Genomic DNA, 26,167 nt, shown 5'->3' on the forward strand with positions numbered 1-26,167 from the left:
AATTCGGTTGTCGAGACTGAAAAGCAGCATTGAGGTGAGTACGCCATGAGCAAGGTTACGCAGGACGAGGAGAAAAAGGCAACGGAGCTGGGGCTGGGTCTGGAGGATTTGATCCGAAGGGGTGCCCGCGAGTTGATCCAGAAGGCCATCGAGACGGAGTTGGGGGAGTTGCTGAGCCGGTACGGGAACGTGCGCACATGGGGCGGTCAGCGGGCCATTGTCCGCAACGGTGATTTGCCGGAACGCGAGGTGCTGACGGCGGTCGGGCCGGTGTCGGTGCGGGTGCCGAAGGTCCGGGACCGTTCGGGGAGCGGGGTGAAGTTCAACTCGGCCTTGGTGCCGCCGTATGTGCGCCGTTCCGGTCGTATCTGCGCGGCCTTGCCGTGGCTGTATCTGAAAGGGATCTCGACCGGGGATCTGCAGGAGGCCCTAACGGTGCTGGTCGGTGACCAGGCCAAGGGCCTATCAGCGAATGTGGTGAGTCGCTTGAAGGCCGATTGGGCTCGGGAGTATCAGGCGTGGGCACGGCGGGATCTGTCCGAACAGCGCTACGTGTACTGGTGGGCCGATGGGGTCCACACCGGCGTCCGTGAAGAGGACGACCCGCGGCTGTGTCTGCTGGTGATCATCGGCGTACGGTGCGACGGCAGGAAGGAACTCGTTGCCTTGGCGGATGGCTTCCGTGAAGCGAAAGCGTCCTGGCTCGACGTGCTGCGGGACCTCAAGACCCGCGGTCTGACCGAGGGGCCACGCCTGGCGATCGGCGACGGGGCGCTGGGCTTCTGGGCCGCAATGGACGAGGTCTACGCCGAGACCCGCCATCAGCGGTGTGGGTTTCACAAGATGGGCAATGTCCTGAGCAGCCTGCCGAAAGCCTTACAGAGCCAAGCCAAGGCCGCGCTCCAGGCGATCTGGATGGCGCCCACGCGGCGCGAGGCGGAGCAGGCGTTTGACCGCTGCGTGCAGAGCTATCAAGCAACGTACCCGAAGGCCACCGAGAAATTGACCAAGGACCGGGCGGCCCCTGAGCCTGCCGAAGGGCGGCCCTGCTGGCCTTCCATGACTTGCCGGCGGAGCACTGGCAGCAGCTACGGACCACCCACCCGATCGAGTCCACGTTCGCGACGGTCCGCCACCGTACCACACGCGCCAAGAACTGCCTGTCGCGGTCAACGTTCCTCGGGCTGGCGTTCAAGCTGATGGAGGAGGCGGCGAAATCCTGGCGGCGCATTCGCGGCGCCGAACGCATCCCGGACTTGACTTTCCGGCGTGGTGTTTGAAGATGGGATCCCGGTGACCGACGACCCACCGGAACAGCAGGTATTGGCCGCCTGATCAGCCTTGTGCTAATGGCCCATACACCAGATTTGACATTAGCTCCCGCCGAAGCGGTACTTCATCCGCCAGTATCTGCCCCCAGCCGGCGTGACTTCCAGGTAAAGCCCCTTCTCGTCGGAGAGCTTGAAGGGCTTCTCCCTGGGCTTGATGCGTTTGATTGCGGTATCGGTCAACATGGCTACACCCCATACGTAGAGCGGCTTCCGGCCATTTTGGGGGCACCAGCCCCCGCCGGCTTGGGTCATGCCCCCAAATGTGCCCCCAAAAAGACAAAGCTTAAGGGGGAACACGCGGGAATGTCCGGGATGTAGTTTACACAAAAAAGCCCGCAGAATTGCGGGCTTAGGGATGTCCTGGGACTGTCTGAATCATTCAAATGGCGGAGAGAGAGGGATTCGAACCCTCGATACGGTATTACCGTATACACACTTTCCAGGCGTGCTCCTTAAACCACTCGGACATCTCTCCGTTGAAGGGCGGCTATTCTAGCCAAGTTTTCGTCGACTGTCAGCCTTTAGCCTCGCCCATCGGCACATGAGGCAGGGGCTTTGGAGCTTTTCCTGCCGGGCCGCGCTATCATTTCCAATCCAAACCGGCCTTGTCGACCGGTTCCCATGGCGCGAGAGGAGGTCTGAAGCCATGCGTATTTTACACACCATGCTGCGAGTCGGGGATTTGCCGAAGTCCCTGCGGTTTTACACCGAGGTTCTGGGGATGCGTTTGCTGCGACAGATGGATTTTCCGGACGGCAAGTTCACCTTGGCGTTCGTCGGTTACGGCGACGAGGCCGACGCCACGGTGATCGAGCTGACCTACAACTGGGGCGTGGACAAGTACGATCTGGGCACAGGCTTCGGCCATATTGCGCTGGAGGTGAACGACATCCATGCCGCCGTGGAGCGGATACGGGCCTTGGGGGGCGAAATCGTGCGCGAACCCGGGCCCATGAAGCACGGGACAACGGTCATCGCATTCGTCGCGGACCCGGACGGCTACCGGATCGAGCTGATCGAACACAAGCCGGCGGGCTAGGCCGGCTTGCGCTTCTGTTTCTCTTCGTACCGTTGCAGTTGTTCTGGCGTGGCTTCGGTTTGGAAGCGCGTTTTCCATTCTTCGTAAGACATGCCATAGATGGCCGCAAGCGCTTCGGGATACGGCAGCTCTTCGCCGATTTCATCTGCGGCCGCTTTGTACCATTTCGCCAGACAGTTGCGGCAGAAATCCGCGGCAATCATGAGGTCGATGTTCTGGACTTCGGTATGGGTCTGAAGATGGGCCAGGAGGCGGCGGAATGTCCGAGCTTCGATTTCGGCGCGATGTTCTTGGTCCATGAAAGAAATAGCGGTTGACTTCGGATCAAGAACATAATGCCCGTCGTCACCAGGATGTGTAAACTATGGGCTTTATGACAGGTCCCCTTGCTCCTCGGTCGGCGGCCGGCAATGCCGGGGCGATGCGGAAGGTGGCATCACCCTTGTCCGCGACCGCTTCCGGCACCTTCCAACTACTTGAATACCGATGAAACTGCTGTTCGATTTCTTCCCCATCATCCTGTTTTTTGTCGCCTACAAGTGGCAGGGCATCTATCTCGCCACGGCGGTGGCTATCGTCGCGACCTTGCTGCAAGTGGGCGTTGCCTGGTACCGAACCCGCAAAGTCGAGCCGATGCATTGGGTGACGCTGGTCCTCATCGCCGTTTTCGGCGGGGCGACGCTGGTGTTCCAGGACGAACTGTTCATCAAGTGGAAGCCGACCGTGCTCAACTGGGCGTTTGGCTTGGGCTTTCTGCTGAGCCAGTTCGTCGGCGAGCGCACCTTGATCGAGCGGATCATGGGTAAGCAGGTCGACCTGCCGAAGGAGGTCTGGCTGCGGCTCAATCTGGCATGGGTCCTGTTTTTCATGGCCGTCGGTGCCGCCAATCTGTTCGTCGTCTACAGTTTCGACACCGAAACCTGGGTCAACTTCAAGCTGTTCGGCATGTTGGGACTGACCCTGGTGTTCGTCGTGGCGCAATCGATTTTTCTGGCCCGCCACATGCCCGAAGCGAAGACCGAGGAGTGAGCCAAGTGCTGTATGCCATATTTTGTGAAGACCATCCGGGCAGCCTTGAGCATCGCAAGGGTGCGCGTCCGGCCCACCTGCAGAGGCTTGACCGCCTGCAGGACGAGGGGCGGCTCGTGCTGGCGGGGCCGCATCCGGCGGTGGATTGCGAGGATCCGGGAGAGGCCGGTTTCACGGGGAGCCTGATCGTCGCCGAGTTTCCGAGCCTGGAAGAAGCGCAACGCTGGGCGGACGAAGATCCCTACGGTCGCGCCGGGGTCTATGCCCGCGTGGTCGTCAAACCTTTTCGGCAGGTATATCCAACATGAACACCCGGGTCGAACAGATTCGTGAACGCATTCAGCGGGCACTGGAGCCCCTGCATTTGGAAATCATCGACGACAGCGCCTCTCATGCCGGCCATGCCGGTGCGGTGGCCGGCGGTGGACATTTCCATGCCACAATCGTGTCAGCCGCATTCGATGGCAAATCTGCGGTCCAACGCCACCGGATGGTGTATTCGGCGTTAGGTGACATGATGCACAATGAAATTCATGCCCTCAGCATGAAAGCCTTGACTCCTTCTGAACATCAAACAACAGGAAACCCTTGATGAAAAAGTCTCTTGCCAGCGGTGCAGCGATCTTGGCCGTCGCCTTGACGGGCTGTAATCAACCTGCTCCGGATGCGTCGAAAACCCAGGCCTCAGTAGCAAAAACCGGCATCGTGGCGACGCCGGAGAATTCCGTGGCCAGCGTCAACGGAAGGGCCATCACCAAGGCCGAGGTGGGCGCTATCAAATCGGAACTCGCCCAGCGTCGCAACGGCGAGGTTTCCGAAGAAAAGATCGTCGACGAACTCGTCAAGCGCGAACTGCTGCGGCAGGATGCGGTGGCCAAGCAACTAAGCAAGAATCCAGAGTACCAGGCGCGTATCGATAACGCCGAAAGGGTCATCCTGTCACAGATCGCCGCCGAAGACTTCATGAAGAACCTCACCATCTCTGATGAGGAACTCAAGAAGGAGTACGACAACCGCATCGGTGCCATGCAGCGTACCGAGTACCGCGCCCGCCACATCCTGGTGGACAAGGAAGACGTGGCGAAGGACATCATCGCCAAGCTCGCCAAGGGCGCAAAATTCGAGGATCTGGCCAAGAAGCTGTCGAAAGATCCCGGCTCCAAGAACGAGGGCGGTGAACTGGGCTGGTTCAGCCCGCAACAGATGGTGCAGCCGTTCTCCGAAGCCGTCGCCAAGTTGAAGAATGGCGAGATCACCCAGACGCCGGTACAGACTCAGTTCGGCTGGCACGTCATCCAGCGCGAGGAATCGCGGGAGTCTGCTCCGCCGGCATTCGATGCCGTCAAGGAGCAGATCAGGTCCATGCTGCAGACGCAGAAACTGCACCAGTACATCGACGATCTGATGGCCAAGGCAAAGATCGATCGCTTTGCGACGCCGGCGCCTGCACCCGAGGCTTCCCCTGCCGCCGCTCCCGCCGGTGAGGCCGCGGGTACGGTACCCGCCGCCGCCAAGCCGGAAGCAGCACCTGCGGCCCCTTCTGCCGCCCCCACAGCCCAGCCCAAGAAATAATTGGCCTGCCCCGGACGGCATCGTCCGGGGTTTCGCGCGTCCAGCCGTTCGCATCGGTCCGCTAGCGGCTGGACTCTTCCCTCGGGTTGGTTGTCTTGTCGCCTTGGCCAAGACCGGTATTTCGGTCGTGCCGAAACCCGCCTTGTGTCGCAACGGCTCTTCCACCGCGCTCCGGCGTCTGTAAACAGAGCCGGGGAACCATGTTCACTCAGCAGGGCCTGCATGTTCAGGGCCTAACCCCGAAGGGTGAACGGATGCTGGAGTGGGTCCGGCGGGTTCGGGTCGACTGCGACGGCGCAGATCCGGGGCGGATACCGCGGCGGGGTGCCATCCCGACCATGCTCGCGGTTTCACCTTTGCTCACCCCATCTTTGCAGCGTACGCATCCTGGCTCCGTCTGAATCTGAAACCGTTGCCACGCCGCCGTCCGCGCGCGACATCGTGCGAAAATTCCCCGGGTGTTGCGATGCCTTGAAATGTCCGCGGCACAGACGAGCCGGGCCTACGATTGTGTGAGTTCCTCTTCCTATGAAAAAAGACGAGCGCCATCCCGTAACCTGCGAGGATGACTACGAACCGGATTCGCTGACGGTCGAACAAGCTTGGAGCCGGGTCATCGATGCGGTTCAGCCGCTCGACGCATCAAGAACCGTCGATTTGCGGTCCGCCTTGGGGCGGGTGCTGGCGTCCGACGTACACGCGGTCCTGGCGGTACCCTCTGCGCCGAATTCGGCGATGGACGGTTATGCGTTGCGAGCCTCGGACCTGCCCGCATCGGGCAAGTGCCGCCTAGCTGTCATCGGGGTGTCGCGCGCTGGTGCGCCATACCCCGGTAAAGTCCACTCGGGACAATGCGTGCGGATTTTCACCGGCGCAGTGATGCCGGAGGGAACCGACACCGTAGTCATGCAAGAGCATGTCGAAGCCACGGACGGCTGGGCCGTGTTCGGCGGCGGGGCCATGCCAGGCCAAAATGTCCGGCAGGTGGGCGAGGACGTCACCGTCGGCCAGGTCGTGCTGACGCGAGGGCGCCGCCTCACGCCGGCCGATCTGGGCGTCCTGGCCGGGCAAGGGCTGGTACGGGTGCCGGTCTACCGCAGGTTGAAGGTCGGCCTGTTCACCACCGGGGACGAATTGCGGGAGCCAGGCGAGGCGCTGGCGGAAGGCTGTCTGTACGACAGCAACCGCTACACCGTGCTCGGCATGTTGCAGCGCTTGGGTGTCGAGGTATGCGAATTCGGTATCGTCGGCGACAACAAGCAACGGCTGGAAGCCGTGTTGGCCCAGGCATCGGCCGAGGCGGATGCGATCGTTTCCACCGGCGGCGTTTCGGTGGGCGAGTACGATCTGGTCAGGGAGGCCTTGGAGCAGGCCGGTCACATCGAATTTTGGAAGATCGCGATGAAGCCGGGGCGCCCTCTCACTTTTGGCCGTATCGGTCGGGCCGCGTTTTTCGGCCTGCCGGGCAACCCGGTCGCGGCCATGGTGACGTTTTATCAGTTCGTTCAACCGGGGCTGCGGCGGATGACGGGTGAATGGCCTTTGCCCAAGCCGGCGGCGTTCAAGGCCGTATGCCTGTCCAAGTTGAGGAAGCGGCCGGGACGGGTCGAATTCCAGCGCGGCATCGTGGAGATGGACGGCGAGGGCCGGATGGTGGTCCGCAAGACCGGCCAGCAGGGTTCGGGCATCCTGAGCTCCATGAGCCAGGCAAACTGCTTTATCGTGCTGCCGCTGGACTGCGGTCCGGTGGCGCCGGGCGCCTTGGTGGACGTGCAGCCGTTTTTCGGGCTGGTGTGATCTCCTCCGGCCGAACGGATTCGGCGAATCACGTTCGGCCCTCCCGCGGGGACCTCGCCCCGAGCCATCGCCCAGAACACCCTGGCCGCCGATGCCGGCAGCGTCGAGGACCTGGAGCTGGAAGACGTGATGAAGGTCGGCTTCTGCGACATCCGTTGCCTGGAGTCCGATGGTCCGGAGCCGGGCGTCAGTGAAGACTGATCGGCTTTTGATGGACGTGTCCCGGCCCGCCGACTCCCCGTGAGCTGGAGCGCGAGCGCGGCTAGCTGTTGGATGCCATCGCCGATTCGAATGCCCCCATCTTTGGACAGAAAATTGAGATTTACGGCGATCCCGATCGTTGCCGAGGCCTATCCGCGTTCCTCATGGAGCTCGGCGCGGAGCCCGTCCACGTCTTGTCGACCAATGGCGGCAAGTCTTGGGAAAAGAAGGTGCAGGCGCTGTTCGACTCGTCTCCGTCGTTCGCTGCTGTTCACCGATCCGGTCGACTTCCTGATCGGCAACACCTACGGCAGGTGTCTCGAACGCGACACCGGTACGCCGCTGATCCGGATTGGCTTCCCGATCTTCGATCGCCATCACCACCACCGCTTTCCCCTGAGGGGCTATCAGGGTGGCTTGAACGTACTGGTATCGATTCTGGACAAGATATTCAGCGAGATCGACCGCAACAGTAGCGTTCCGTCGAAGACCGACTACAGCTTCGACATCATCCGCTGAACTCATCGGACCACGGGGAGCGTCGAGCGCTCCCCGCGGGTTTCGACAGATTCAACCGCCCAGCAGGAATTCGTAAGCCCAGCGGAGCACGGCCATTTCTACCGGATGGCCACCGTGCAATTCAGTGATAGGACGGAACTCGCCGCCTTTGGCCCGCATTTCGTCATGCGGCGGATCCAGGGCGATGAAGCGGGCCAGATGAATGCTCACCACCGCCCTGGGGATTTCCGCCTGGCGCAGAAATTCCCGTTCGACCACCAGGGTTCCGGGTTCGAAGCCCAGCCCGGCGTGGATTTGCATGCCCAGGCTCAGTTGCCGGATGGGGTCCAGCTTCTGATCTGCGCCGTCGTCTTCGACGGTGCCGGACAGAAAAGGCAGCGGGCGGGGCGTCAGAACGCTGCCCGAAGCGTGGCGCACGAACAGCAGGCGTGAACTGAGGGGATGGAGGTGATAAAGCAGGAAGCGAGGTTCGGCATCGGCAGCCGGCCGCGGCTTCACAGCGCAGACTTCCACAACTTCGGGCCTTCGTACCGCGGAAAACTGAACATACCCGCCTTGAAACTCTCGGCCATGTGCTCCGCCCGCGAAATAGCCTTGTCGGCGGCGTCGGCCGGCAGAACTTCCCGCGCAGTTTCGCGGAACAGCCCTAGCCAGATATCGAAATGTTCGGGCCGCAGAGGGAGTTGCGCATGGATGGAATAAGGATGTCCGCGGTACCGGCTGGTGTCCAGCAAAGTCCGCGACCAGAAATCCTGCACCAGACGGTGATGGGTGTCCCAGTCGGCAACTGCGGCTTCGAAGACAGGCCGCAGGCTGTCGTTCTGGAGTGCCCGTTCGTAAAAACGCCTGACCAACTCGGCGATCTGCTCTTCGGTGGCTGAGGTAGGTGGAGTATTCATAAAAGACGCTCAGTGCAATGGCTATCTGATTCTTTATAGTGCGCGCAAAAAACTTATCAGGTCCAGGCGTTCCCTGTTGTTGAGCCCGAGACCGAATCGGGTCTCGTAAAAATCTACCACATCGGGTATTTCGCTGCGGCTCCCGTTATGAAAATAAGGAGGTCGTGCCGCCAGTCCGCGCAAAGCAGGGACCTTGAAGCAGCCGATGTCCTTCCAGAGCCCAGTGACCATGGCTCGGCCAGGATCGGTGGTCTGGATCGATTCGCCGGTCGTCTTATTCGTCAGGGTATAAAGCGGCAAATCGCCGGTTCGGCGATCCGCGTCGCTTACACCGGTATTCATGAACAGCGCCGAGGACGAGTTGCCTACGTTGGGCGTGTTATGACAGGTGCCGCAGGTGCCGGTCAACTGCTCCGGCTTTCCGAACAGTGCCGAGTCGTTGAGCCCTGCCACGCCTTTGATGACGAAAGTGCGGGTATTGAATATCTGCTGGCCGCGGGCAATGGCTGCCCGGCGGTCGGAACCGCTTCGGTCGGGCCGTCCGCTCCATCTGTCGAACAGCTTGAACACCTGGTTGTCGAAGGCGGAGTTGGCGCGGCCGGCCAAAAAAGGAGGATTGATGCCGAGGCTGAATCTCTGTTCGGCCAGGATCTTCGGACTTGCGGCCTTGCCCAGCGGAATCGATACATCCGAGTCTCTTACGCTGATCTGGCTGGCGAAGAGGGACAGCTCGAAATCGACGATGCTTTGCCGCTGCGCCGCTGTGAGTTCCGCGCCCTGCGCGTGCTGGGTGTTGGCCGAATTTGCCTGGTTGCCCAAGCCCTCCCGGATGGAGAAGGTGGGAGGGCTTTCCCGTCCGTCCCACATCACCGAAGATGCGAACTTGAGGTTGGCGGCCGGGAGCGGCCGTCGGAAAAGCGACAGATCCGGATTCGCCGCATCTTTTGAAACGAATCCGTAAGGATCGTCGGCTTCCGTCAGAGTGAATTCGGCCGATGCCGGAATCGGCAAGCCGATGCGGATCAATCCTTTGTTCAAAAGAGCGCTGTATGCGAGCCGCCGGGCATCCACAGTAGAGACGTCGGCGTCGGGAGAGTTCGAGCCGTCATTGGGCCGGAAGGCCGGGTCGGTTCCGTCGCTCCTGTCGAAGCGCTTCCGCATGCCTTGCGGCGTAATGCTCCAGCCTTCGCCCGGCCGGTGGCAGCTCAGACAGGTGCGGCCGTTGCCGCCGAATTCATTGAAAAAATCATTGCGCCTGTCGATATCGCCGAAAGTTGCCGATATGCCGGAAGAATTCGCCGAGTTCCGAAGGGCCGCGGCGGTTCCATTCATCGGGAGAAAAACGCTCGCGGTAAAGAAAATCCCCGCCTTTGCTACCGAATAACGCGTGATCTTTTTCATGGCGTTTACCGTAATGCCCTGGTCGATCCATGGAAAACGGCGGAAAGTCCGTTCATTCGATCGATGTTTTCCGCCGTGACTCCAGGATTGCTATTACGGCGCCGAGCGCACGATCAGTTGGGACAGGTGGAAGACGTTGCGGCCGCCGGCTTTGTCGCCTGGCATCACCAGGCGTGCCATCCCGTCGCTTTCCGGCAATGGCTGCCCTTCGCCGTCCTGGTAGGCGACGAGTACCTGCTTCGCCTCAAAGTTGGCCAGAACTTCGCCCAGCGCGACGACGACCTCATAACAGTCGGTCGCCCTTGCGACTACGTATTTGCGCAGGATGTCGTTCTTCTGGTTTTTGTCGACCTTCACATTCGCGACTGTGAGCAGATCGATCAGAGGCACCCCTGTATAGGTAGCGGTTACAGGGCCTTTGGAGGTGTTGAAGGTGATGGTAACGGTGGTCGGTTGATAGTCCTTGGCGGGGTCGAGTTTGAAGTTGCGAAGGTCATCCAGGGTGTAGCTGGCTGGGTTCTTCACGGCGCCTTTGAGCTTGACTGCCGTCGATGCCCCGCCCTGGCAGGCTGCTGCATGCGCGCCACCTATTCCAAGCACGGAAAAAGCAAGAACGAGAACTGTCAGAAGGCCGGACGTCGGCGGTAGGCTTGTTGGCATTGCACACCTCTCTTGGGTCGTTTACGAATGTGTTTTATTTCTGGACTCGAATCGTGGCTGGTTGCTTCGTTGGCTCTTCCCCGCCCTTCAGAAGGGCGCCCTGTTGCTGTCGGGTGCTCGAAGCGGGGCAGTCACCATATCGATATAGCTAATTAAATATAACAAAAACCTGATTTCGATCGTAGACGTCTGGCGTCCACAATTTTCCACCATGAGGTGATGGGGTACTCGCTCAGAAACGGCCGCGCTTCGGTGGAATAGCCGCTTCTTTTTGGCTAGCTATTTCGATTATTTGTTCATGAAATCAGCATGATAGCGCGCAAGGATTGGTTGACGATGGACAAGGGGATGGCATCGAACGTAGAGATTGCCGGGTAGCGGGCGAGGCAAGTAAATGGATTATTGCCGAGATGAGGCGCATCAAAGCCGTGATCGTTATATATAAAAAAATATCACGAATGATATGCTTCAGTCGTCGCTCGTTGTGGGCGCGGTGATGAAGTGTCCAACGGTAGTGACTCATGGCTGTGCCAGGGAAGGCGCTTTTTTATGCCGCCCCGGCTTTCTGTCCGGGTGACTTTCCCGCAGCCGACGGACTGATTCGATGGAGGCGTGTGCCTCCGGATTCGTGACTCGCCTGTCCCCTTTGACATGCCGTCTGTTCAGGGTCGCGGAGCGACCGGGGGACTTTATCTCGGTGCTGAGTTCGGGCATTCGAGAACCCGGCGATCCGCCAACTTTTCAAATGACTGTACTTGCCCGATGCATGGGCAATCTTCGTGGCCAGTCACGCACAGCTCGGCGCGCGAACGGTGTTCGGTCTGGTGTTGCCGTTTGGATACGAAATATCCGGCACCCCTCCGGACCGGTGATCGAAAGCGGTGTTATCAAGGTGGGTGAAGGCGTCCACCAACAGGTAGAGCTGTCCCGGTTTCTATCCACCATCGGTTCTGCGGCCCGGCCGGCGCCGCGAGATAAGTGACTGATCTGTCGACTAGAGGTGCGATGGCCCGCATTGTGCTTGTGTCATTGACAGAGCACGGCGTTTTCCGTGTGCGGCATTTGAACTCAAACACCATGAAATTTCTGGACAGAGTGCTCGATGAGCTTGAAAATTTCTCGACAGACCAGGAGACGGGCCATCACGACCGTGCCCTCATCTTCGTTCTGGTCGGTTTCGTTTCACTGATCGCGTTAACCGCATTGATCTGACACCGGGTAAGGGGAGGCCGGGCGCAGGGCCGCTTCTCCATAGACTGAGAGCGTCCATGGCCCAGCACTCCCACGAGCCGCAACTGCCTTATTTCGACGCGCTGCTGGAAAGCTTCGAGGAGGGCGATCCCACCGTCGCCGAGGCTTTCGGCGATCACGTCCATTGGGGCTATTGGGACGCCGAACCGGACCCTGTCCCCACGCCGGCCGAATTCGCGGCGGCAGCGGAGCGCCTGTCCAGCGAAGTCTGGCAGGCGGCTGAAATCCATGACGGCGAGCGGGTGCTGGATGTGGGCTGCGGCTTCGGCGGGACGCTTGCCAGCATCGATGCGCACCGCAGCGGGATGACTCTCAGCGGAGTGAACATCGACCATCGCCAGTTGCTCCGGGCAGGGCGGATGCGGGTGGCGGCAGCCGGCAATACGCTGGATTGGACTCGGGCCGATGCCTGTGCGCTGCCTTTCGCCGATGCCTCCTTCGACGCTGTCCTGGCAGTGGAGTGCATTTTCCATTTCCCCGACCGAGGACGCTTTTTCGCCGAGGCCTGGCGGGTATTGAAACGCGGTGGACGGCTGGCGCTGTCCGATTTCGTGCCGACCCGGATGCTGTTGCCGGCGGTCCTGGCCGCGGAGTACTGGCCGGGTTCTCGCGGGTTCTATGGCAAGGTCGATATGCGCTGCACGGCCGACCGTTACGCGCGGCTTGCGGCGGATGCCGGTTTTCTGCCGGTGTTGGATCGTGACATCACCCGCAACACCCTACCCACCTATCCCTTCCTGCGCCACTTGAGCCCGCGACTGCGCAGGCTGCGGTTTTCCGCCGTGGCGGAAACGCTGTTTGCGGAATCGGCCAGCCGGCTGGGGTTGCTGCGCTACCGGATTCTCGCCTTTCGGAAGATCGGCGGCTGATGCAGGTTCCGGGGCTTCGCGCCGGAGCACGAGCGTGCCTGCCGCGGCGAAACCGGCTATGCTCTGCGTTCTTCATCCCGCGGGAGACCGTCTTGAAATTCAGGCAAAAGGTATTGAACAGAGTCATGGCAGGAGGGCTTGCGGTTCTTGCGGGCGGCTGCGGCGACCCCGGCTATCAGGGCTATCTGAACAAGGATGAGCCCTTCGGCTATTACTCGGTAGGCGCCGGCGATCCTTACGCAGGCATGGGCTATTACGGTGGCTACGGCGGCTTCTACGGCGATCCCTATTACTACTATGGGATGCCGTACGGCATGGGCGGATACTGGGGGGACCCTTATGTGGGTGTCGTCGATGACCATCACCGCTAAGCCCGGACTTTCGGCACTTCGTCCTCTTGCCGTCCTGGCCGTCTACGCACTGGCGGCCTGCGGGCCGGGGCCCGACGCATATGTGACGCAGGATGGCGAGCCCATGGGCTATTACGCCGGCGCGGCGGGCAATCCGCTCGGCGGGGGCGGCTTCTACGGCGGCAATCCGTATTATTACTATGGTATGCCCTATGCCAGCCCCTACGGGTACGGCGTCGGCGGCGGATACATGGGGGCAGGCTCCTTGAATGGCGGCTACTGGGGCGGGCCCTGGTGATCAGAGCTTGATGCCTTCGCGCCGCATCTGCCACAGCCGTTTCAGCATGTGCTGCTCCAGCGCCCTGATGCTGGCTCGGGTTTCCGCCAGCGTCCGTTCCTCGGTTTCCAGTTCTTCCCGCAAAGCCGCGGCGGCGATCCGGTAGTCGTCGTAAAGATAGAACCGCCGGGTCAGGAGTTCGAGCCGGTTGTCGGCGAAGTTCAGCACGGCGCCGGGCAGGGCCAAGTAGCGCCAGGCCGCGTCCTCCGGCTTGAACCGGGCCAGACCGAACCCTAAGGCCGCGATCAGGGGCGCGTGTCCGGCTCGGATGGCGAAGCTGCCCGTGTCGTCGGCGCCGACGAAGGATTCGATGCCCTTCAGCTCCTCGCAGCGGTGGGTGTCCCGGAGACAGAGCGCGAAGGTCCTCATGGGCCGCGTTCCAGCATGCCGCGCATGTAGCAATCCTCTTCCGCCAAGTCATCGTAGCGGCCGGCCAGAAAACCGTCGCAATCCCTGAGTGTGGCTTCCAGCGGCACGCTGACGCCGGCGAGACCGGTATGCTGGGCTGTGACGAAGAAAGGCTGGGTCAGGTAGCGCTGCAGCTTGCGCGCCCTCAGCACGATGAGCCGGTCCGCCGGCGACAGCTCCTCTATCCCTAACATGGTGATGATGTCCTCCAGCTCCCGGTAGCGGGACAGATGTTCCCGCACGCCCTGGGCGATCGTGTAGTGGCGGTCGCCGATCACATGGCGGTCCATCAGCCGGCTGCCGGAGGCCAGCGGATCGATCGCAGGGTATATGCCCTTGCCGGCCTGGATGCGCGACAGCACGACGGTGGTGTCGAGATGGCTGAGGATGGCAGCGACGGCCGGGTCGGTCATGTCGTCCGCGGGGACGTAGACGGCCTGCACCGAGGTGATGGCACCAGCGGCAGTTGAGGTGATGCGCTCCTCGATTTCCGCGACCTCGGTGGCCAGGGTCGGCTGGTAGCCCACGGTGGCGGGCATCCGGCCCAGCAGGCTGGAAATCTCGCTGCCGGCCTGGACGAAGCGGAACACGTTGTCGATGAGGAACAGCACCTCGGTGTGCAGCGTGTCGCGCAGGTATTCGGCGTAGGTCAGGGCAGTCAGGCCGACCCGGAAGCGCACGCCGGGCGACTCGTCCATCTGGCCGTATACCAGCAGGGATTTCTCCAGGACACCGGCTTCGGCCAGTTCGTGCCACAGCTCGTGGCCTTCGCGGATGCGCTCGCCCACGCCGGCGAAGACCGACACACCCCGGTGCAGGGCGATGACCGCGTGCATGAATTCCATGATAAGCACTGTCTTGCCCACGCCAGCACCACCGAACAGGCCGGTCTTGCCGCCGCGGGCGAAGGGGCATAGCAGGTCGATGACTTTGATGCCGGTCTCCAGCGTCTCGCTGGCCGCAAGAGATTCGGCCAGGGGGGCGGGCGGTCGATGGGCGTTGCGGTATTCGGAGTTCGGCAGGGGCGGGCCACCGTCCAGCGGCTCGCCGAACAGGTTCACCAGCCGGCCCAGGCAGCCGCCGGAAACCGGAATCCGCAGCGGCGCCCCGAGATCGTGGACCGCCATGCCGCGTTGCAGGCCCGCCGTGCGGTGGAGAGTGACGGCGCGGACATGGCTTTCGTCCAGGTGCTGGTGGACCTCGAACAAATAGGTTTCATGGTCGATCCGGCTATACAACGCATGCCTGAGCGGTGGCAGCGTATGGCAGGCGATCACCACGACCGGCCCGTGCACCTCGGCGATGCTGCCGATGACCGGGACGTCCTCCGAGGTGGCGGTCATTCGCGGGAAGGCCGTTCAGCCGGTTTCGATCGGGGTATCGGCCCGTCCGCCCCATTCGGTCCAGGAGCCGTCGTAGACCGCGGCGTCGGGGCGCCCCAACAGGTAGAGGCCCAGCGCCAGGATCGACGCCGTGACCCCCGTTCCGCAGGTGGTAGCCACCGGCCGGGCGAGGTCGATGCCGGCGTCGCGGAAGAGCGCTTCCAGTTCGGCCACCGGTTTGAGGCCTTGGGTGGCTTCGTCGATCAGGCGTTTGAAGAACAGATGACGGCTGCCCGGAATATGCCCGGAGCGCAGGCCGGCCCGCGGCTCCGGCTCGGTGCCGGCGAATCGGCCGGGCGAGCGGGCATCCAGAACCTGGACGGTCCGCTCATCGCACAGCCGCCGCAGGGTTTCGAGATTCAGTACCAGTTCTGGACGGAACCCGGGCCGGAATGCGCGCTCGGCGCCGGCCGTGTCTTCGCTGGATACCGGCAGGCCCAGCGCCTGCCACCGCCTGAACCCGCCGTCGAGTACCGATACGCGATCGTGGCCAAACACCCGGAACGTCCACCAGACCCGGGCCGAAGCCATGAAGTCGTTGCCGTCGTAAGCGATCACATGGGTATCGTTGGCTATGCCCAGCCGTCCCACCTGTTCGGCGAAGAATTCCGGGGCCGGCAGCATGTGGGGCAGGGGGTTGGCGATATCCGCTATCGCATCGATGTCGAAGAAGCGGGCGCCCGGAATGTGGGCGGCGGCGAATTCAGCCTTGGCGTTGCGCTGCTGGGCAGGCAGGAAGAAGCTGGCGTCGACGACCGTGATGTGCGGATCGTCCAGACGTTGGCTTAGCCAGAGGGCGTCGACCAAAGGGGGGGCGGCGATGTTTGCCATGAGCGAATCCTGAAATCTCGACGGATTCGGAATGATATCACCGCTGGCCGGTTTGACCGGCGGGCAAAAAAAGACCTGCCGAAACAGCAGGTCAAGCGTGAGCTCTATGGCACACGAGGAGGAGACCGTTGATCTCTGCGAAATCGGGCCCGGCGCTTATTTTCCGAGCGAGCGGTAATGGTTCCAGCAATAGCCGACGCTGCCGGCGAAGGTGCCGAAGACCGCCGTCAACAGAACAAGTTCGAGACCAGTCATGAGAAATACCTCGAGCCTTGGAAGTGGAACACGGCTCAAGGTTATATATTTCTTGATTCATTGACAATGCGGCTCAATAGCAATTCATTGTTAACTGAACCAAGCATTTGAGCCGTGGTCTGTTTTTCGACGGGATCAAGACTTGGCCAGCAGATTGTCGAGGATGAGTTCGTAGATCGCGGACAACGCGTCGATGTCCGCGATATCGACGTGTTCGTCGATCTTATGGATGCTGCCGTTGAGCGGCCCCAGTTCGACCACCTGGGCGCCGGTCGGGGCGATGAAGCGGCCGTCCGAGGTGCCGCCGCCGGTGTCGGGCCGGGTACTGCGCCCGGTGATTCGGGCGATGGCGTCGCGGGTCGCCTCCACCAGTTCCGACTCGCGGGTGAGGAACGGTGCGCCGGACAGCCGCCAGCTCAGCTCGTAGCGCAGGCCGTGGCGATCGAGGATGGCTTCCACCCGGCGCTGGATGTCGTCCACCGTGAGCTCGGTCGAAAAGCGGAAGTTGAACGACATCTCCAGTCTGCCGGGGATGACGTTGTCCGCGCCGGTGCCGGCGCGGATGTTGGAGACCTGGAAACTGGTCGGCGGGAAGAATTCGTTGCCCTCGTCCCAGACCTCGGTGGTGAGTTCGTGGAGCGCGGGAGCGAAGCGGTGGATGGGATTGTCCGCCTTGTGCGGATAAGCCACATGGCCCTGCACCCCCAGTACCCGCAGCACGCCGCACAAGGAACCGCGCCGTCCCACCCGGATGACATCGCCCAACAGGTCGAAACTCGAAGGTTCCCCGACCAGGCACCAGTCGATCGCCGTGCCCCTCGATGTCAGGACATCCACCACCTTGACCACGCCGTCGTGGGCGGAGCCTTCCTCGTCGCTGGTCAGCAGAACGGCGATGGACCCCTTGTGGTCCGGATGGCGGACGACGAAGCGCTGCAAAGCGGTGGTCATGGCCGCCACACTGCTCTTCATGTCGGCCGCGCCACGGCCATACAGCCTGCCGTCGCGGATTTCGGGTTCGAATGGCGGCGATGACCAGTCTTCCAATGGACCCGGCGGCACCACATCGGTATGGCCTAGGAACACGAAAAGCGGCACTGCCTCGCCGCGCCTGAGCCAGATGTTCTTGGTATCGCCGAAGTTCAGCCATTCGGCCCGGAATCCAAGCGGCGTCAGGCGCTCGATCACCAGATCCATGCAGCCGGCGTCTTCGGGGGTGACGGATTCGCGCCGGATCAGTTCGATGGTAAGGTCCAGGGTTTCGCTCATGGTACGGGCAGATAGGCGGCAAGGCCGGGAAAAAACGCGCCGGCGCTTTCGATGACCGGGCGCTTGATCAGGGTCGGGTATTCCAGCATGAGTTCCAGGGCGCGTACCCTGTTGAGCGGCGCGCGGTCCGGTTCCGGGAGTTCGCGCCAGGTGGTGCTGCGGCGGTTGAGCAGGTTGTCCCAGCCCAAGGCGATTTCCATGCGTTCGAGCAGGGGGCGGTCCAGCCCATCGGCGCGGAAGTCGTGGAAGCGGAAGGCGAGTCCTTGGCGTTCCAAGGTGCGGCGCGCCTTGCAGCAGGCATCGCAACGGGCGATGCCGTAGACGACGATGTCCATGTTCAGAACTTGAGGTCTTCGAGGTTCGATATCCGCGGCTCGATACGGCCGCCCTCGCCGTCGCCGTGGACGATCGCCGGCTCCCGGCGGATTTCGTCCATCACTTGCCGCGCGATTTCGCCGGCGTCGTAGTAGGGGCTGGCCGGGATGCGGATCAACGGCAGGCCGGCGGCATGGCACAGCAGCGCGACCGGGTCGTCCGTGTCCTGGGCTTTTCGTCCCGCCCCGTGTTCGGCCAGCTCCACGATCCCGGCGACGGAAAGGTCGGCCTTGTGGCAGAGCACGAAAGTGAAACGGCGGCCGGCCATCGACTGGTAAAGCTCGCCGGCTTCCCTTCGGCCTGCGCCCCGATGGGGAGACAGGATGTCGCTCGCCCGGATTTTCGCGAAAATTTCGAACTCATCGCCAACCGCGCCTTTCAGCACGGCGAACAGAGCCTGCTCTTCCGGGGAGAACAGCATCCGCTTGATTTGGCACGGAACCGTGCGGGCGCGCTTGAGCTTGCGCCGAGGAATGGCGCGTATCAGCCACCAGGCGACCATGAGGCCCGCTGCGCCATAGATGTACCAAAGCCAATTCATTGGGATGCCGACTTGACGCCAGGAGAGTTGAGAAACGGATAAAGATACCAGAGCGGGCGTGCGATTTCTTGCGAAGCCGTCGGCGTTCGGGAAGCAATGTCTTTCTTCGGAGCGAACGGCGGCTCAATACACCCGCTTCTGAGGCGGGATGGCTTCCACGTCGCCGGTCAAGGTATGGAGATGAACCGGCCGGTAGCGTATGGCCGTTTCGTATCGTTCGTCGAGCCAGAGCAGTGAGTGTTTGAGCCAGTTGACGTCGTCCCGCTCGGGGAAGTCCTCGCGGGCGTGGCTGCCCCGGCTTTCCTCCCGGTTGAGCGCGCCGGCGACGGTCACCATGGCCTGCTGCAGAAGATTTTCCAGCTCCAGGGTTTCCAGCAGATCGGTGTTCCAGATCAGGGAGCGGTCCTGGATGCGCACGTCATGGAAGGATTCCATGATTCGCTTCAGTTCCCTTACGCCGTCCCGCAACACCTCGCCGGTCCGGAACACGCTGGCGTGGCTCTGCATCGTGCGCTGCATGTCCAGCCGGATTTCCGCGGTACTGCGGTTGCCGCTGGCGTGCCGCAGGCAGTCGAAGCGGGCCACGATGGCGTCGCAGGCGCCTTCGGGCAAAGGCTTGTGGATCTGGCGCGGCTGGATCAGCTCCTCGCAGCGCAGTGCCGCGGCGCGCCCGAACACCACCAGATCGAGCAGGGAGTTCGATCCCAGCCGGTTGGCGCCGTGCACGGAGACACAGGCGCCTTCGCCGATTGCCATCAGGCCGGGCACCACGGATTCGGGGTCGTCGCCCTTCAGCGTCACGACTTCCGCACGGTAGTTGGTGGGGATGCCCCCCATGTTGTAATGCACGGTCGGCAGTACCGGGATCGGTTCACGGGTCACGTCGATGCCGCCGAAGATCCGGGCGGTTTCCGCGACGCCGGGCAGGCGCTCGTGGATGACCGCCGGGTCGAGATGTTCCAGATGCAGATGCAGGTGGTCCTTTTCCGGGCCGAGGCCGCGGCCTTCGCGGATCTCGATCGTCATGGCGCGGCTGACCACGTCGCGCGAGGCGAGATCCTTCGCATGCGGGGCATAGCGCTCCATGAAGCGCTCGCCTTCGGAATTGGTGAGAAAGCCGCCTTCGCCGCGCACGCCCTCGGTGATGAGGCAGCCGGCGCCGTAGATGCCGGTGGGATGGAACTGGACGAACTCCATGTCCTGCAAGGGAAGTCCGGCCCGCAGCGCCATCGCATTGCCGTCACCGGTGCAGGTGTGGGCCGAGGTGGAGGAAAAATAGGCCCGTCCATAGCCGCCGGTCGCAAGCAGTGTCATGTGCGCCCGGAACAGGTGCAGGGTGCCGTCGTCCAGCCGCCAGGCGAGGACGCCGCGGCATTCGCCCTCGTCCATGATGAGATCGAGCGCGAAATATTCGACGAAAAACTCGGCATCGTGCTTCAGCGACTGCTGGTACAGGGTCTGCAGGATGGCATGGCCGGTATGGTCGGCGGCGGCGCAGGTGCGCTGGGCCACACCTTTGCCGTAGCGTGTGGTCATGCCGCCGAAGGGGCGCTGGTAGATCTTGCCGTTCTCCGTGCGCGAGAACGGGACGCCGTAGTGTTCCAGCTCGACGACCGCCGGCATGGCCTCGCGGCACATGTATTCGATCGCGTCCTGGTCTCCCAGCCAATCGGACCCCTTGACCGTGTCGTACATGTGCCAGCGCCAGTCGTCCTCGCCCATGTTGCCCAGCGCAGCGCTGATGCCGCCCTGGGCTGCGACGGTATGGCTGCGGGTGGGAAACACCTTGGTGACGCAGGCGGTCTTGAGACCTCTCTCGGCTAGCCCGAGGGTGGCGCGCAGTCCTGCGCCGCCGGCGCCGACGACGACGGCGTCATAGGTATGGCGGGTGATTTCGTAGGCCTTGCTCATCTTAGCTATGCGAACACGATGCGCAGGATGGCATACACCGCCGCCAGCGCCAGGAACGAAACCAGCAGCTTGATGCCGAGAATGGCGATCAGCTTGAGCCAGTCGCGGTGGACATAGTCCTCGATGATGACCTGCAGCCCCAGCAGGGTGTGGTAGAAGACGATCAGTATGAAAGACAGGAGCAGCAGGGTATTCCAGGGCACGTTGATCCACGCCACCAACTCGGCATGGCTGGCGGAAGGCAGCAGCGCCACGCTGAAGGCGAACCAGAGCCCCAGCGGGACCAGCGCGACAGCCGTCACGCGCTGCCGCCACCAGTCATGCAAGCCTTCGCGGGCGGAGCCGAGGCCGCGGGCCCGTGCGAGCGGGGTGCGGTAGTGCTTCATCGGTTTCAGCTCCGGGCGATGGTGGCGACGGCGACCGCCAGCACCAGCACCAGCGTGGCCGCAAGCTCGCACCATGCGTAGTAGGTCAGGGACTCCCGCGAGAAACCGTGTCCCGTGTCCCAGGCGAGATGGCGGATGCCGTGGGACAGATGGAAAAGCAGAGCGGCGATCCAGGTCCACAGCAGGATCCTGCCCGCGATGCCGGACAGAAAAGCGTGCATTGGGGCATAGGCCGACGGGCCCTGTACCGCCGACATGAGCACCAGCACCAGCCCGACCAGCCCCAGGCTGAGCAGGACGCCGGTGACCCGGTGGGTGAGGGAGAGCAACGCGGTGATCGGCAGGCGGTAGGCCTGGAGGTGCGGGGAAAGCGGACGTTCGCGGACGGGCGGTCGCGGCGGCTCGGTGTTCATTCTCTCCATGACGGCGTGGCTTCTCCCGAATCAGGCGCCTGCGCCGCATGGGGCTCGCTCGTGATCCCGCCGGTGGTTCATGGCTCCGGCGTCATTTTCCAGCGATGCTCAGAACGAGCTTCACCACCCCGTACACCGTCAGGACGAAAAGGACCGTCCCGATGATGCCGGTTACGATGTACACCTTGGCGGAGCCGTGCTGGAAGTCGCGCAGACGGTTTTTTTCGCTCTGTACGCCGAAAGCGCCGGCCAGCGTGCTGGCGATCACTTGCAGCAGATTGGGTTTGTCGTGAGTGTCGGACATAGGGTGTCGAATCTACGGCGGAACGTCCCTGTTCGAGCTGCCTGTTCAGGATGCCGGAGTGGACGATTTCTTCCGGAGCAAATAGTACTTGATCCCGAAGGCGCCGGCGATCACCAAGAGGACAATGGCGACAGCGAGCTTGTCGCTGCTGATGACGTCTTCATCCACGTTCAGTCCGTAGGTGCGCAGGTACGTGGCCAAGAAATACAGGGTCTGTACGGTAGCGACGGAGAGTGTCACGGATACCATGGCCTTGTCGATGATCTCCGGTTCGATGACGATGAACTTGAGGGAGATCGGGCGCTCGGAAAACGCCATCTTGTCGAAGAAAAGCTTGGTGATGAGATAGCCCGGAACGAACATTTCCAGGATGGCGATCCCGAAGCGCTCGATCCAGTAGAACGGGGAGGTCGTCGCAAACACCGACAGCAGGAGGATGGCGATGCCGCAGACGACGGCGATGGCGATCCAGAGTTTCTTGTCTGCCTGGCTGAATTCCAAAAAGTCGCTGATTTTCATTATTTTTCTCCTAGCGTTTCTTGAAGAAATAGAAACCTTCTATTCCCCCTTTCAAAATCATGCTGTCGGCGGTCTTTTCCTGAACCGCGTAATCGATCGTCTTGCCGGGACGGCCGGGATCGTCGGCGGAGATCTTGCCGTCCACGATCTGATATTTCCATTCGTGCACATCGTTCATCTTCAGGTGCCGGTTGTAGCCGGAGGTCACGATGATGCCATCGGCGCGGAACTCCCAAGTGCGGTTTTCCTCGATGCGAGGGCCTTTCAACGAGGAAGACACCGTTTCGAGCTGCCAGGTTCCCACGATTTCGCTCGCATCCTTCAGATAAACGTCCGCGACCGCCGTGCCGGCCGATAGTCCCGCGAGCAGCGCAATGCCCGTCAGGGTGGAAAAACGCTTCATTCCGATCCTCCTCATAAGTGCCCGTTGCGGGATGATGCTTCTCCTTCCGTCCGGACGGGAATCGGAGGGAAGCGCTCGTCGTAACCCGAGTTGTTTTCAATTGTCTCCCGGTTGACTCGCATCTGGCAAGGAACCCGCCAAGTTTATCCAGGCGGCCCAAGCGAATACAATGGAGCGCTTTTCGCCCCAGCTCTGGACCATGACCATTGCCGTTACCGCTGCGGAGCGCTCCTCGCTCCTAAGAAGCCTGCTCAAGGAGCGCATCCTGTTTCTCGATGGCGCCATGGGCACCATGATTCAGCGCTACAAGCTGGAGGAGGCCGATTACCGGGGCGAGCGCTTCGCCGACTGGCCGCAGGATGTCAAGGGCAACAACGACCTCTTGTCGCTGACCCGTCCGGACGTGATCGAGGCCATCCACTGGGCCTATCTCGAAGCCGGCGCCGACATCCTGGAAACCAATACCTTCAACGCCACCCGCATCAGCATGGCGGATTATGGCATGGAAGAGCTGGTGTACGAGATCAACGTGACTTCCGCCCGCCTGGCCCGCGGAGCAGCGGACCGCATGAGCGAGCAGACCCCGGATCGGCCGCGCTTCGTCGCCGGCGTGCTGGGGCCGACCAGCCGAACCGCGTCGATTTCGCCCTCGGTGAACGATCCCGGCTTCCGCAACATCAGCTTCGACGAGCTGGTGGCGTCCTATACCGAGGCCGTGCGTGGCCTGGTCGACGGTGGCGCCGACATCGTACTGATCGAGACGATCTTCGACACCCTCAACGCCAAGGCGGCGGTTTTCGCGGTGGATCAGTTCTTCGAGCGGCAAGGCTTCAGCCTGCCGGTGATGATTTCCGGCACCATCACCGACGCTTCGGGGCGTACGCTTTCGGGACAGACCGTGGAAGCCTTCTGGAATTCGCTGCGCCATGCCCGGCCGCTTTCGATCGGCCTGAACTGCGCACTCGGCGCCAAGCAACTGCGGCAGCACGTCGAGGAACTGTCGCGCATCGCCGATACCCATGTCTCGGCCCATCCCAACGCGGGCCTGCCGAACGAATTCGGCGAGTACGACGAATCGCCCGAGGCCATGGCGCGCGAGATCGCCGACTGGGCCGAGCAGGGCTTCCTCAACATCATCGGCGGCTGCTGCGGCACCACGCCGCCACACATCAAGGCGATCCATGATGCGGTCGAACATTTCCCGCCGCGGCGGATCCCCGCGATTCCCCCGGCCTGCCGGTTGGCCGGACTGGAACCCTGCAACATCACCGCGGACTCGCTGTTCGTCAACGTCGGCGAGCGCACCAACGTCACCGGTTCGGCGGCGTTCCGGCGCCTGATCCGCGACGAGAAATACGACGAGGCGCTGGACATCGCCCGCCAGCAGGTCGAGAGCGGCGCCCAGATCATCGACGTCAACATGGACGAAGGCATGCTGGATTCGCGTGCCGCGATGGTGCAATTCCTCAATCTCATCGCCTCCGAGCCCGACATCGCGCGGGTACCGGTGATGATCGATTCGTCCAAGTGGGACATCCTGGAGGCCGGGCTCAAGTGCATCCAGGGCAAGGGCATCGTCAACTCGATCTCGCTCAAGGAGGGGGAGGCGGTCTTTCTCCACCATGCGCGGCTGGTACGGCGCTACGGCGCGGCGGTGATCGTCATGGCCTTCGACGAGCAGGGCCAGGCCGATACCCGTGAGCGCAAGATCGAGATTTGCGAGCGGGCCTACAAACTGCTGACCGAACAGGTCGGCTTCCCGGCCGAAGACATCATCTTCGATCCGAATATTTTCGCGGTGGCGACCGGCATCGATGAGCACAACCGTTACGGCCTGGATTTCATCGAAGCCGTCGCCGAGATCAAGGCCCGCCTGCCGCATGCGCTGATTTCCGGCGGCGTGTCCAACGTGTCGTTCTCGTTCCGCGGCAACAACCCGGTGCGCGAGGCGATCCATGCGGTGTTCCTGTATCACGCCATCCGCGCCGGGATGGACATGGGCATCGTCAATGCCGGTCAGCTCGCGATCTACGAAGAGGTGCCGGCGGAATTGCGGGAGGCGGTGGAGGACGTCATCCTCGCCCGCCGCGAGGATGCCACCGAACGCCTGCTCGCCATCGCCGACCGTTACCGGGGCGAGGAGGGCGCCGTGGGCGAGCGCAAGGCCGACCTGGCCTGGCGTGCCCTGCCGGTGGACAAGCGCCTGGAGCACGCCCTGGTCAAGGGCATCGACGAATTCATCGAAGCCGATACCGAAGAGGCCCGGCAGCGGTTCGAGCGACCGCTGCACGTCATCGAGGGGCCGCTGATGGCCGGGATGAACGTGGTCGGCGACCTGTTCGGCGCCGGCAAGATGTTCCTGCCCCAGGTGGTCAAATCGGCGCGGGTGATGAAGAAGGCCGTGGCCTACCTGATGCCGTACATGGACGCGGAGCGGAACGGTGGCGTTGCGAGTTCCAACGGCAAGATCCTGATGGCGACGGTGAAGGGCGACGTCCACGACATCGGCAAGAACATCGTCGGCGTGGTGCTGCAATGCAACGGCTTTGAGGTGGTCGACCTGGGTGTGATGGTGCCATGCGACAGGATATTGCAGACCGCCCGCGAGGAGAACGTCGACATCATCGGCCTGTCCGGCCTGATCACGCCTTCGCTGGACGAGATGGTGCACGTCGCCAAGGAAATGGAGCGGCTGGGATTCGAGATTCCGCTCATGATCGGCGGCGCGACGACTTCGCGGGCGCACACGGCGGTCAAGATCGAGCCCAATTACCGGGGGCCGACGGTCTACGTCTCAGACGCCTCGCGCAGCGTCGGTGTGGCGAGCAGCCTGCTGAGCGGCGATCTCAAGGACGAATTCACCGCCACGGTGCGCAAGGAATACGAGGAGGTGCGGCGTCATCACGCCGGGCGCCGCGCCCAAGGGACCCTATTGAGCCTGGAGCAGGCGCGGGCCAAGGCTTTCCATACCGACTGGGCCCATTACGCGCCGCCCGTGCCGCGCCTGTTGGGGCTGGAGGTGTTCGATGCCTATCCGCTGGAAGAGATCGCCGACTACATCGACTGGTCGCCGTTCTTCCATACCTGGGAGCTGGCCGGCAGTTATCCGAAGATATTGGACGACGAAGTGGTGGGCGATCATGCCCGCACGCTGCTGCAGGACGCCCGCGCCATGCTGGCGCTCTTGATCGAACAGCGCTGGCTCACGGCCCGCGGCGTGATCGGTTTTTTCCCGGCCAATTCGGAAGGGGACGACATCGTGCTGTGGACCGACGAAAACCGCAGGGAATGGCTGGCGGTGTTGCACCATCTGCGCCAGCAACAGGAAAAGCCGGGCGGCCAGCCAGACTATTGCCTCGCGGATTTCATCGCGCCGGTCGGCAGCGGGGTGGCGGATTATCTGGGCGGCTTCGCCGTGACCGCCGGCCATGGCATCGAGGGGCATCTTGAACGCTTCGCCCGGGCCCACGACGACTACAGCGGCATCATGTTGAAGGCCCTTGCCGATCGGCTGGCCGAGGCTTTCGCGGAGCTGATGCACCGGCGGGTGCGGCGGGAATTCTGGGGCTATGCGCCGGACGAATCTTTGGGCAACGATGCGCTGATTGCCGAGGAATATCGCGGCATCCGGCCGGCGCCGGGCTATCCGGCCTGCCCCGACCACACCGAAAAGGCCACGCTGTTCCGCCTGCTGGACGCCGAAGCCAACACCGGCATCGCCTTGACCGAAAGCTTCGCCATGTATCCGGCATCGTCCGTCAGCGGCTGGTATTTCTCGCATCCTACGGCGAAATATTTCAATGTCGGCAAGCTCGGCCGCGACCAGGTCGAGGACTACGCCCGGCGCAAGGGGATGGCGGTACGCGAGGTCGAGCGCTGGCTGGCGTCCAGTCTCGGCTACGATGCCGACTGAGT

The 26,167-nt window shown here is 62.5% G+C and carries 30 protein-coding genes, 1 tRNA gene and 2 pseudogenes; 14 read left to right on the plus strand and 19 right to left on the minus strand.

Features of this window, described 5'->3' with window-relative positions:
* Positions 1–45 precede the first annotated feature (45 nt).
* Positions 46–1,335, plus strand: a pseudogene (locus GNH96_RS07485) (IS256 family transposase).
* Positions 1,336–1,373: 38 nt separating this feature from the next.
* Here GNH96_RS07485 and GNH96_RS07490 read toward each other — a convergent pair.
* Together GNH96_RS07490 and GNH96_RS07495 are read right to left on the minus strand one after the other, a co-directional pair.
* Complete coding sequence (locus GNH96_RS07490) at positions 1,374–1,514, minus strand: Arm DNA-binding domain-containing protein (protein ID WP_169603107.1); 141 nt, start codon at positions 1,512–1,514, stop codon at positions 1,374–1,376.
* A 201-nt stretch (positions 1,515–1,715) separates the two neighbouring features.
* Positions 1,716–1,806: transfer RNA gene (locus GNH96_RS07495), tRNA-Ser, on the minus strand.
* A 171-nt stretch (positions 1,807–1,977) separates the two neighbouring features.
* Between GNH96_RS07495 and gloA the strand changes: the two genes are divergently transcribed.
* A complete protein-coding gene (gloA, locus tag GNH96_RS07500; protein ID WP_169603108.1) occupies positions 1,978–2,370 on the plus strand; it encodes a lactoylglutathione lyase in 393 nt (130 codons plus the stop codon).
* On the opposite strand, the gene GNH96_RS07505 is transcribed toward gloA, so the two are convergent.
* The gene (locus GNH96_RS07505) at positions 2,367–2,669 is read right to left on the minus strand and encodes a DUF1244 domain-containing protein (protein WP_169603109.1); all 303 of its coding nucleotides are present in this window, start codon (positions 2,667–2,669) and stop codon (positions 2,367–2,369) included. The two genes, gloA and GNH96_RS07505, sit on opposite strands and share 4 nt — an antisense overlap.
* Positions 2,670–2,856: 187 nt before the next feature.
* Between GNH96_RS07505 and GNH96_RS07510 the strand changes: the two genes are divergently transcribed.
* From GNH96_RS07510 to GNH96_RS07540, 7 genes and pseudogenes are all read left to right on the plus strand, one after another.
* Positions 2,857–3,399 (plus strand): septation protein A, encoded by a 543-nt coding sequence (locus GNH96_RS07510; protein ID WP_169603110.1) that lies wholly within the window; start codon positions 2,857–2,859, stop codon positions 3,397–3,399.
* Positions 3,400–3,404: 5 nt separating this feature from the next.
* Entirely contained in the window at positions 3,405–3,707 is a 303-nt protein-coding gene (locus GNH96_RS07515; protein ID WP_169604630.1) for a YciI family protein, read from the plus strand.
* Complete coding sequence (locus GNH96_RS07520) at positions 3,704–3,991, plus strand: BolA family protein (protein WP_169603111.1); 288 nt, start codon at positions 3,704–3,706, stop codon at positions 3,989–3,991. The genes GNH96_RS07515 and GNH96_RS07520 overlap by 4 nt, the downstream gene beginning before the upstream one ends.
* Positions 3,991–4,971: a peptidylprolyl isomerase gene (locus GNH96_RS07525; protein ID WP_169603112.1), complete on the plus strand. Its 981-nt coding sequence runs from the start codon at positions 3,991–3,993 to the stop codon at positions 4,969–4,971. Before GNH96_RS07520 ends, GNH96_RS07525 begins: the two co-directional genes overlap by 1 nt.
* Before the next feature lie 528 nt (positions 4,972–5,499).
* Positions 5,500–6,768 carry a molybdopterin molybdotransferase MoeA gene (moeA, locus tag GNH96_RS07530; protein WP_169603113.1) on the plus strand — a complete coding sequence of 423 codons (1,269 nt, stop codon included), beginning with the start codon at positions 5,500–5,502 and terminating at the stop codon, positions 6,766–6,768.
* Between the two features lie 129 nt (positions 6,769–6,897).
* The gene (locus GNH96_RS16420; RefSeq protein ID WP_267313399.1) at positions 6,898–6,969 is read left to right on the plus strand and encodes a P-loop NTPase family protein; all 72 of its coding nucleotides are present in this window, start codon (positions 6,898–6,900) and stop codon (positions 6,967–6,969) included.
* A gap of 68 nt (positions 6,970–7,037) precedes the next feature.
* A pseudogene (locus tag GNH96_RS07540) lies at positions 7,038–7,488 on the plus strand (nitrogenase component 1).
* A gap of 51 nt (positions 7,489–7,539) precedes the next feature.
* Here the strand turns inward: GNH96_RS07540 and GNH96_RS07545 are convergent.
* The 4 genes from GNH96_RS07545 to GNH96_RS07560 all read right to left on the minus strand — a co-directional run bounded on the left by GNH96_RS07545 (position 7,540) and on the right by GNH96_RS07560 (position 10,448).
* Positions 7,540–7,986, minus strand: coding sequence for a hypothetical protein (locus tag GNH96_RS07545; protein WP_169603114.1), 447 nt, complete (start codon positions 7,984–7,986; stop codon positions 7,540–7,542).
* Entirely contained in the window at positions 7,983–8,387 is a 405-nt protein-coding gene (locus GNH96_RS07550) for a group III truncated hemoglobin (protein WP_169603115.1), read from the minus strand. Before GNH96_RS07550 ends, GNH96_RS07545 begins: the two co-directional genes overlap by 4 nt.
* A gap of 33 nt (positions 8,388–8,420) precedes the next feature.
* Positions 8,421–9,788: a hypothetical protein gene (locus tag GNH96_RS07555; RefSeq protein ID WP_169603116.1), complete on the minus strand. Its 1,368-nt coding sequence runs from the start codon at positions 9,786–9,788 to the stop codon at positions 8,421–8,423.
* 93 nt (positions 9,789–9,881) lie between these two features.
* A complete protein-coding gene (locus GNH96_RS07560) occupies positions 9,882–10,448 on the minus strand; it encodes a molybdopterin-dependent oxidoreductase (RefSeq protein WP_169603117.1) in 567 nt (188 codons plus the stop codon).
* Positions 10,449–11,453: 1,005 nt separating this feature from the next.
* On the opposite strand from GNH96_RS07560, the gene GNH96_RS07565 reads away from it, so the two are divergent.
* The 4 genes from GNH96_RS07565 to GNH96_RS07580 all read left to right on the plus strand — a co-directional run bounded on the left by GNH96_RS07565 (position 11,454) and on the right by GNH96_RS07580 (position 13,216).
* Positions 11,454–11,660, plus strand: a complete 207-nt coding sequence (locus GNH96_RS07565) for a hypothetical protein (protein ID WP_169603118.1) — start codon at positions 11,454–11,456, stop codon at positions 11,658–11,660.
* Between the two features lie 56 nt (positions 11,661–11,716).
* Complete coding sequence (locus tag GNH96_RS07570; RefSeq protein ID WP_169603119.1) at positions 11,717–12,568, plus strand: class I SAM-dependent methyltransferase; 852 nt, start codon at positions 11,717–11,719, stop codon at positions 12,566–12,568.
* A 125-nt stretch (positions 12,569–12,693) separates the two neighbouring features.
* Positions 12,694–12,939, plus strand: a complete 246-nt coding sequence (locus GNH96_RS15825) for a hypothetical protein (RefSeq protein WP_188114797.1) — start codon at positions 12,694–12,696, stop codon at positions 12,937–12,939.
* Positions 12,923–13,216, plus strand: coding sequence for a hypothetical protein (locus tag GNH96_RS07580; RefSeq protein WP_169603120.1), 294 nt, complete (start codon positions 12,923–12,925; stop codon positions 13,214–13,216). The genes GNH96_RS15825 and GNH96_RS07580 overlap by 17 nt, the downstream gene beginning before the upstream one ends.
* On the opposite strand, the gene GNH96_RS07585 is transcribed toward GNH96_RS07580, so the two are convergent.
* From GNH96_RS07585 to GNH96_RS07640, 12 genes are all read right to left on the minus strand, one after another.
* Positions 13,217–13,624, minus strand: coding sequence for a F0F1 ATP synthase subunit epsilon (locus GNH96_RS07585; protein ID WP_169603121.1), 408 nt, complete (start codon positions 13,622–13,624; stop codon positions 13,217–13,219).
* Positions 13,621–15,006 carry a F0F1 ATP synthase subunit beta gene (atpD, locus tag GNH96_RS07590; RefSeq protein WP_169603122.1) on the minus strand — a complete coding sequence of 462 codons (1,386 nt, stop codon included), beginning with the start codon at positions 15,004–15,006 and terminating at the stop codon, positions 13,621–13,623. The genes GNH96_RS07585 and atpD overlap by 4 nt, the downstream gene beginning before the upstream one ends.
* 15 nt (positions 15,007–15,021) lie before the next feature.
* Positions 15,022–15,876 carry a 3-mercaptopyruvate sulfurtransferase gene (gene sseA / locus GNH96_RS07595; protein ID WP_169603123.1) on the minus strand — a complete coding sequence of 285 codons (855 nt, stop codon included), beginning with the start codon at positions 15,874–15,876 and terminating at the stop codon, positions 15,022–15,024.
* 390 nt (positions 15,877–16,266) lie between these two features.
* Positions 16,267–17,400 (minus strand): succinyl-diaminopimelate desuccinylase, encoded by a 1,134-nt coding sequence (gene dapE / locus GNH96_RS07600; RefSeq protein ID WP_169603124.1) that lies wholly within the window; start codon positions 17,398–17,400, stop codon positions 16,267–16,269.
* Positions 17,397–17,735: an arsenate reductase gene (locus GNH96_RS07605; RefSeq protein WP_169603125.1), complete on the minus strand. Its 339-nt coding sequence runs from the start codon at positions 17,733–17,735 to the stop codon at positions 17,397–17,399. The genes dapE and GNH96_RS07605 overlap by 4 nt, the downstream gene beginning before the upstream one ends.
* Positions 17,736–17,737: 2 nt before the next feature.
* Complete coding sequence (locus tag GNH96_RS07610) at positions 17,738–18,316, minus strand: DUF2726 domain-containing protein (protein WP_169603126.1); 579 nt, start codon at positions 18,314–18,316, stop codon at positions 17,738–17,740.
* 123 nt (positions 18,317–18,439) lie between these two features.
* Positions 18,440–20,227, minus strand: coding sequence for a succinate dehydrogenase flavoprotein subunit (gene sdhA, locus GNH96_RS07615; RefSeq protein ID WP_169603127.1), 1,788 nt, complete (start codon positions 20,225–20,227; stop codon positions 18,440–18,442).
* A 5-nt stretch (positions 20,228–20,232) separates the two neighbouring features.
* On the minus strand, positions 20,233–20,613 hold the full coding sequence (gene sdhD / locus GNH96_RS07620; protein WP_169603128.1) for a succinate dehydrogenase, hydrophobic membrane anchor protein: 381 nt from the start codon (positions 20,611–20,613) through the stop codon (positions 20,233–20,235).
* A 5-nt stretch (positions 20,614–20,618) separates the two neighbouring features.
* Positions 20,619–21,035 carry a succinate dehydrogenase, cytochrome b556 subunit gene (sdhC, locus tag GNH96_RS07625; protein ID WP_169603129.1) on the minus strand — a complete coding sequence of 139 codons (417 nt, stop codon included), beginning with the start codon at positions 21,033–21,035 and terminating at the stop codon, positions 20,619–20,621.
* An 82-nt stretch (positions 21,036–21,117) separates the two neighbouring features.
* Entirely contained in the window at positions 21,118–21,330 is a 213-nt protein-coding gene (locus GNH96_RS07630) for a DUF2970 domain-containing protein (protein ID WP_169603130.1), read from the minus strand.
* Between the two features lie 45 nt (positions 21,331–21,375).
* Complete coding sequence (locus tag GNH96_RS07635; protein ID WP_169603131.1) at positions 21,376–21,849, minus strand: hypothetical protein; 474 nt, start codon at positions 21,847–21,849, stop codon at positions 21,376–21,378.
* A gap of 10 nt (positions 21,850–21,859) precedes the next feature.
* Positions 21,860–22,252: a hypothetical protein gene (locus tag GNH96_RS07640; RefSeq protein ID WP_169603132.1), complete on the minus strand. Its 393-nt coding sequence runs from the start codon at positions 22,250–22,252 to the stop codon at positions 21,860–21,862.
* A gap of 199 nt (positions 22,253–22,451) precedes the next feature.
* Here GNH96_RS07640 and metH point away from each other — a divergent pair, with 199 nt between their 5' ends.
* Positions 22,452–26,165, plus strand: coding sequence for a methionine synthase (gene metH / locus GNH96_RS07645; RefSeq protein WP_169603133.1), 3,714 nt, complete (start codon positions 22,452–22,454; stop codon positions 26,163–26,165).
* Positions 26,166–26,167 lie beyond the last annotated feature (2 nt).

The organism is Methylococcus geothermalis, assembly GCF_012769535.1.
In the GTDB taxonomy this organism is placed as follows: Bacteria; Pseudomonadota; Gammaproteobacteria; order Methylococcales; family Methylococcaceae; genus Methylococcus; species Methylococcus geothermalis.

Bases quoted from the DNA above. Each gene is read 5' to 3' on its own strand.
- GNH96_RS07490 (WP_169603107.1), bottom strand. From the start codon at position 1,514: ATGTTGACCGATACCGCAATCAAACGCATCAAGCCCAGGGAGAAGCCC.
- gloA (WP_169603108.1), top strand. From the start codon at position 1,978: ATGCGTATTTTACACACCATGCTGCGAGTCGGGGATTTGCCGAAGTCC.
- GNH96_RS07505 (WP_169603109.1), bottom strand. From the start codon at position 2,669: ATGGACCAAGAACATCGCGCCGAAATCGAAGCTCGGACATTCCGCCGC.
- GNH96_RS07510 (WP_169603110.1), top strand. From the start codon at position 2,857: ATGAAACTGCTGTTCGATTTCTTCCCCATCATCCTGTTTTTTGTCGCC.
- GNH96_RS07520 (WP_169603111.1), top strand. From the start codon at position 3,704: ATGAACACCCGGGTCGAACAGATTCGTGAACGCATTCAGCGGGCACTG.
- GNH96_RS07525 (WP_169603112.1), top strand. From the start codon at position 3,991: ATGAAAAAGTCTCTTGCCAGCGGTGCAGCGATCTTGGCCGTCGCCTTG.
- moeA (WP_169603113.1), top strand. From the start codon at position 5,500: ATGAAAAAAGACGAGCGCCATCCCGTAACCTGCGAGGATGACTACGAA.
- GNH96_RS07550 (WP_169603115.1), bottom strand. From the start codon at position 8,387: ATGAATACTCCACCTACCTCAGCCACCGAAGAGCAGATCGCCGAGTTG.
- GNH96_RS07555 (WP_169603116.1), bottom strand. From the start codon at position 9,788: ATGAAAAAGATCACGCGTTATTCGGTAGCAAAGGCGGGGATTTTCTTT.
- GNH96_RS07560 (WP_169603117.1), bottom strand. From the start codon at position 10,448: ATGCCAACAAGCCTACCGCCGACGTCCGGCCTTCTGACAGTTCTCGTT.
- GNH96_RS07565 (WP_169603118.1), top strand. From the start codon at position 11,454: ATGGCCCGCATTGTGCTTGTGTCATTGACAGAGCACGGCGTTTTCCGT.
- GNH96_RS07570 (WP_169603119.1), top strand. From the start codon at position 11,717: ATGGCCCAGCACTCCCACGAGCCGCAACTGCCTTATTTCGACGCGCTG.
- GNH96_RS15825 (WP_188114797.1), top strand. From the start codon at position 12,694: ATGGCAGGAGGGCTTGCGGTTCTTGCGGGCGGCTGCGGCGACCCCGGC.
- GNH96_RS07580 (WP_169603120.1), top strand. From the start codon at position 12,923: ATGACCATCACCGCTAAGCCCGGACTTTCGGCACTTCGTCCTCTTGCC.
- GNH96_RS07585 (WP_169603121.1), bottom strand. From the start codon at position 13,624: ATGAGGACCTTCGCGCTCTGTCTCCGGGACACCCACCGCTGCGAGGAG.
- atpD (WP_169603122.1), bottom strand. From the start codon at position 15,006: ATGACCGCCACCTCGGAGGACGTCCCGGTCATCGGCAGCATCGCCGAG.
- sseA (WP_169603123.1), bottom strand. From the start codon at position 15,876: ATGGCAAACATCGCCGCCCCCCCTTTGGTCGACGCCCTCTGGCTAAGC.
- dapE (WP_169603124.1), bottom strand. From the start codon at position 17,400: ATGAGCGAAACCCTGGACCTTACCATCGAACTGATCCGGCGCGAATCC.
- GNH96_RS07605 (WP_169603125.1), bottom strand. From the start codon at position 17,735: ATGGACATCGTCGTCTACGGCATCGCCCGTTGCGATGCCTGCTGCAAG.
- GNH96_RS07610 (WP_169603126.1), bottom strand. From the start codon at position 18,316: ATGAATTGGCTTTGGTACATCTATGGCGCAGCGGGCCTCATGGTCGCC.
- sdhA (WP_169603127.1), bottom strand. From the start codon at position 20,227: ATGAGCAAGGCCTACGAAATCACCCGCCATACCTATGACGCCGTCGTC.
- sdhD (WP_169603128.1), bottom strand. From the start codon at position 20,613: ATGAAGCACTACCGCACCCCGCTCGCACGGGCCCGCGGCCTCGGCTCC.
- sdhC (WP_169603129.1), bottom strand. From the start codon at position 21,035: ATGGAGAGAATGAACACCGAGCCGCCGCGACCGCCCGTCCGCGAACGT.
- GNH96_RS07630 (WP_169603130.1), bottom strand. From the start codon at position 21,330: ATGTCCGACACTCACGACAAACCCAATCTGCTGCAAGTGATCGCCAGC.
- GNH96_RS07635 (WP_169603131.1), bottom strand. From the start codon at position 21,849: ATGAAAATCAGCGACTTTTTGGAATTCAGCCAGGCAGACAAGAAACTC.
- GNH96_RS07640 (WP_169603132.1), bottom strand. From the start codon at position 22,252: ATGAAGCGTTTTTCCACCCTGACGGGCATTGCGCTGCTCGCGGGACTA.
- metH (WP_169603133.1), top strand. From the start codon at position 22,452: ATGACCATTGCCGTTACCGCTGCGGAGCGCTCCTCGCTCCTAAGAAGC.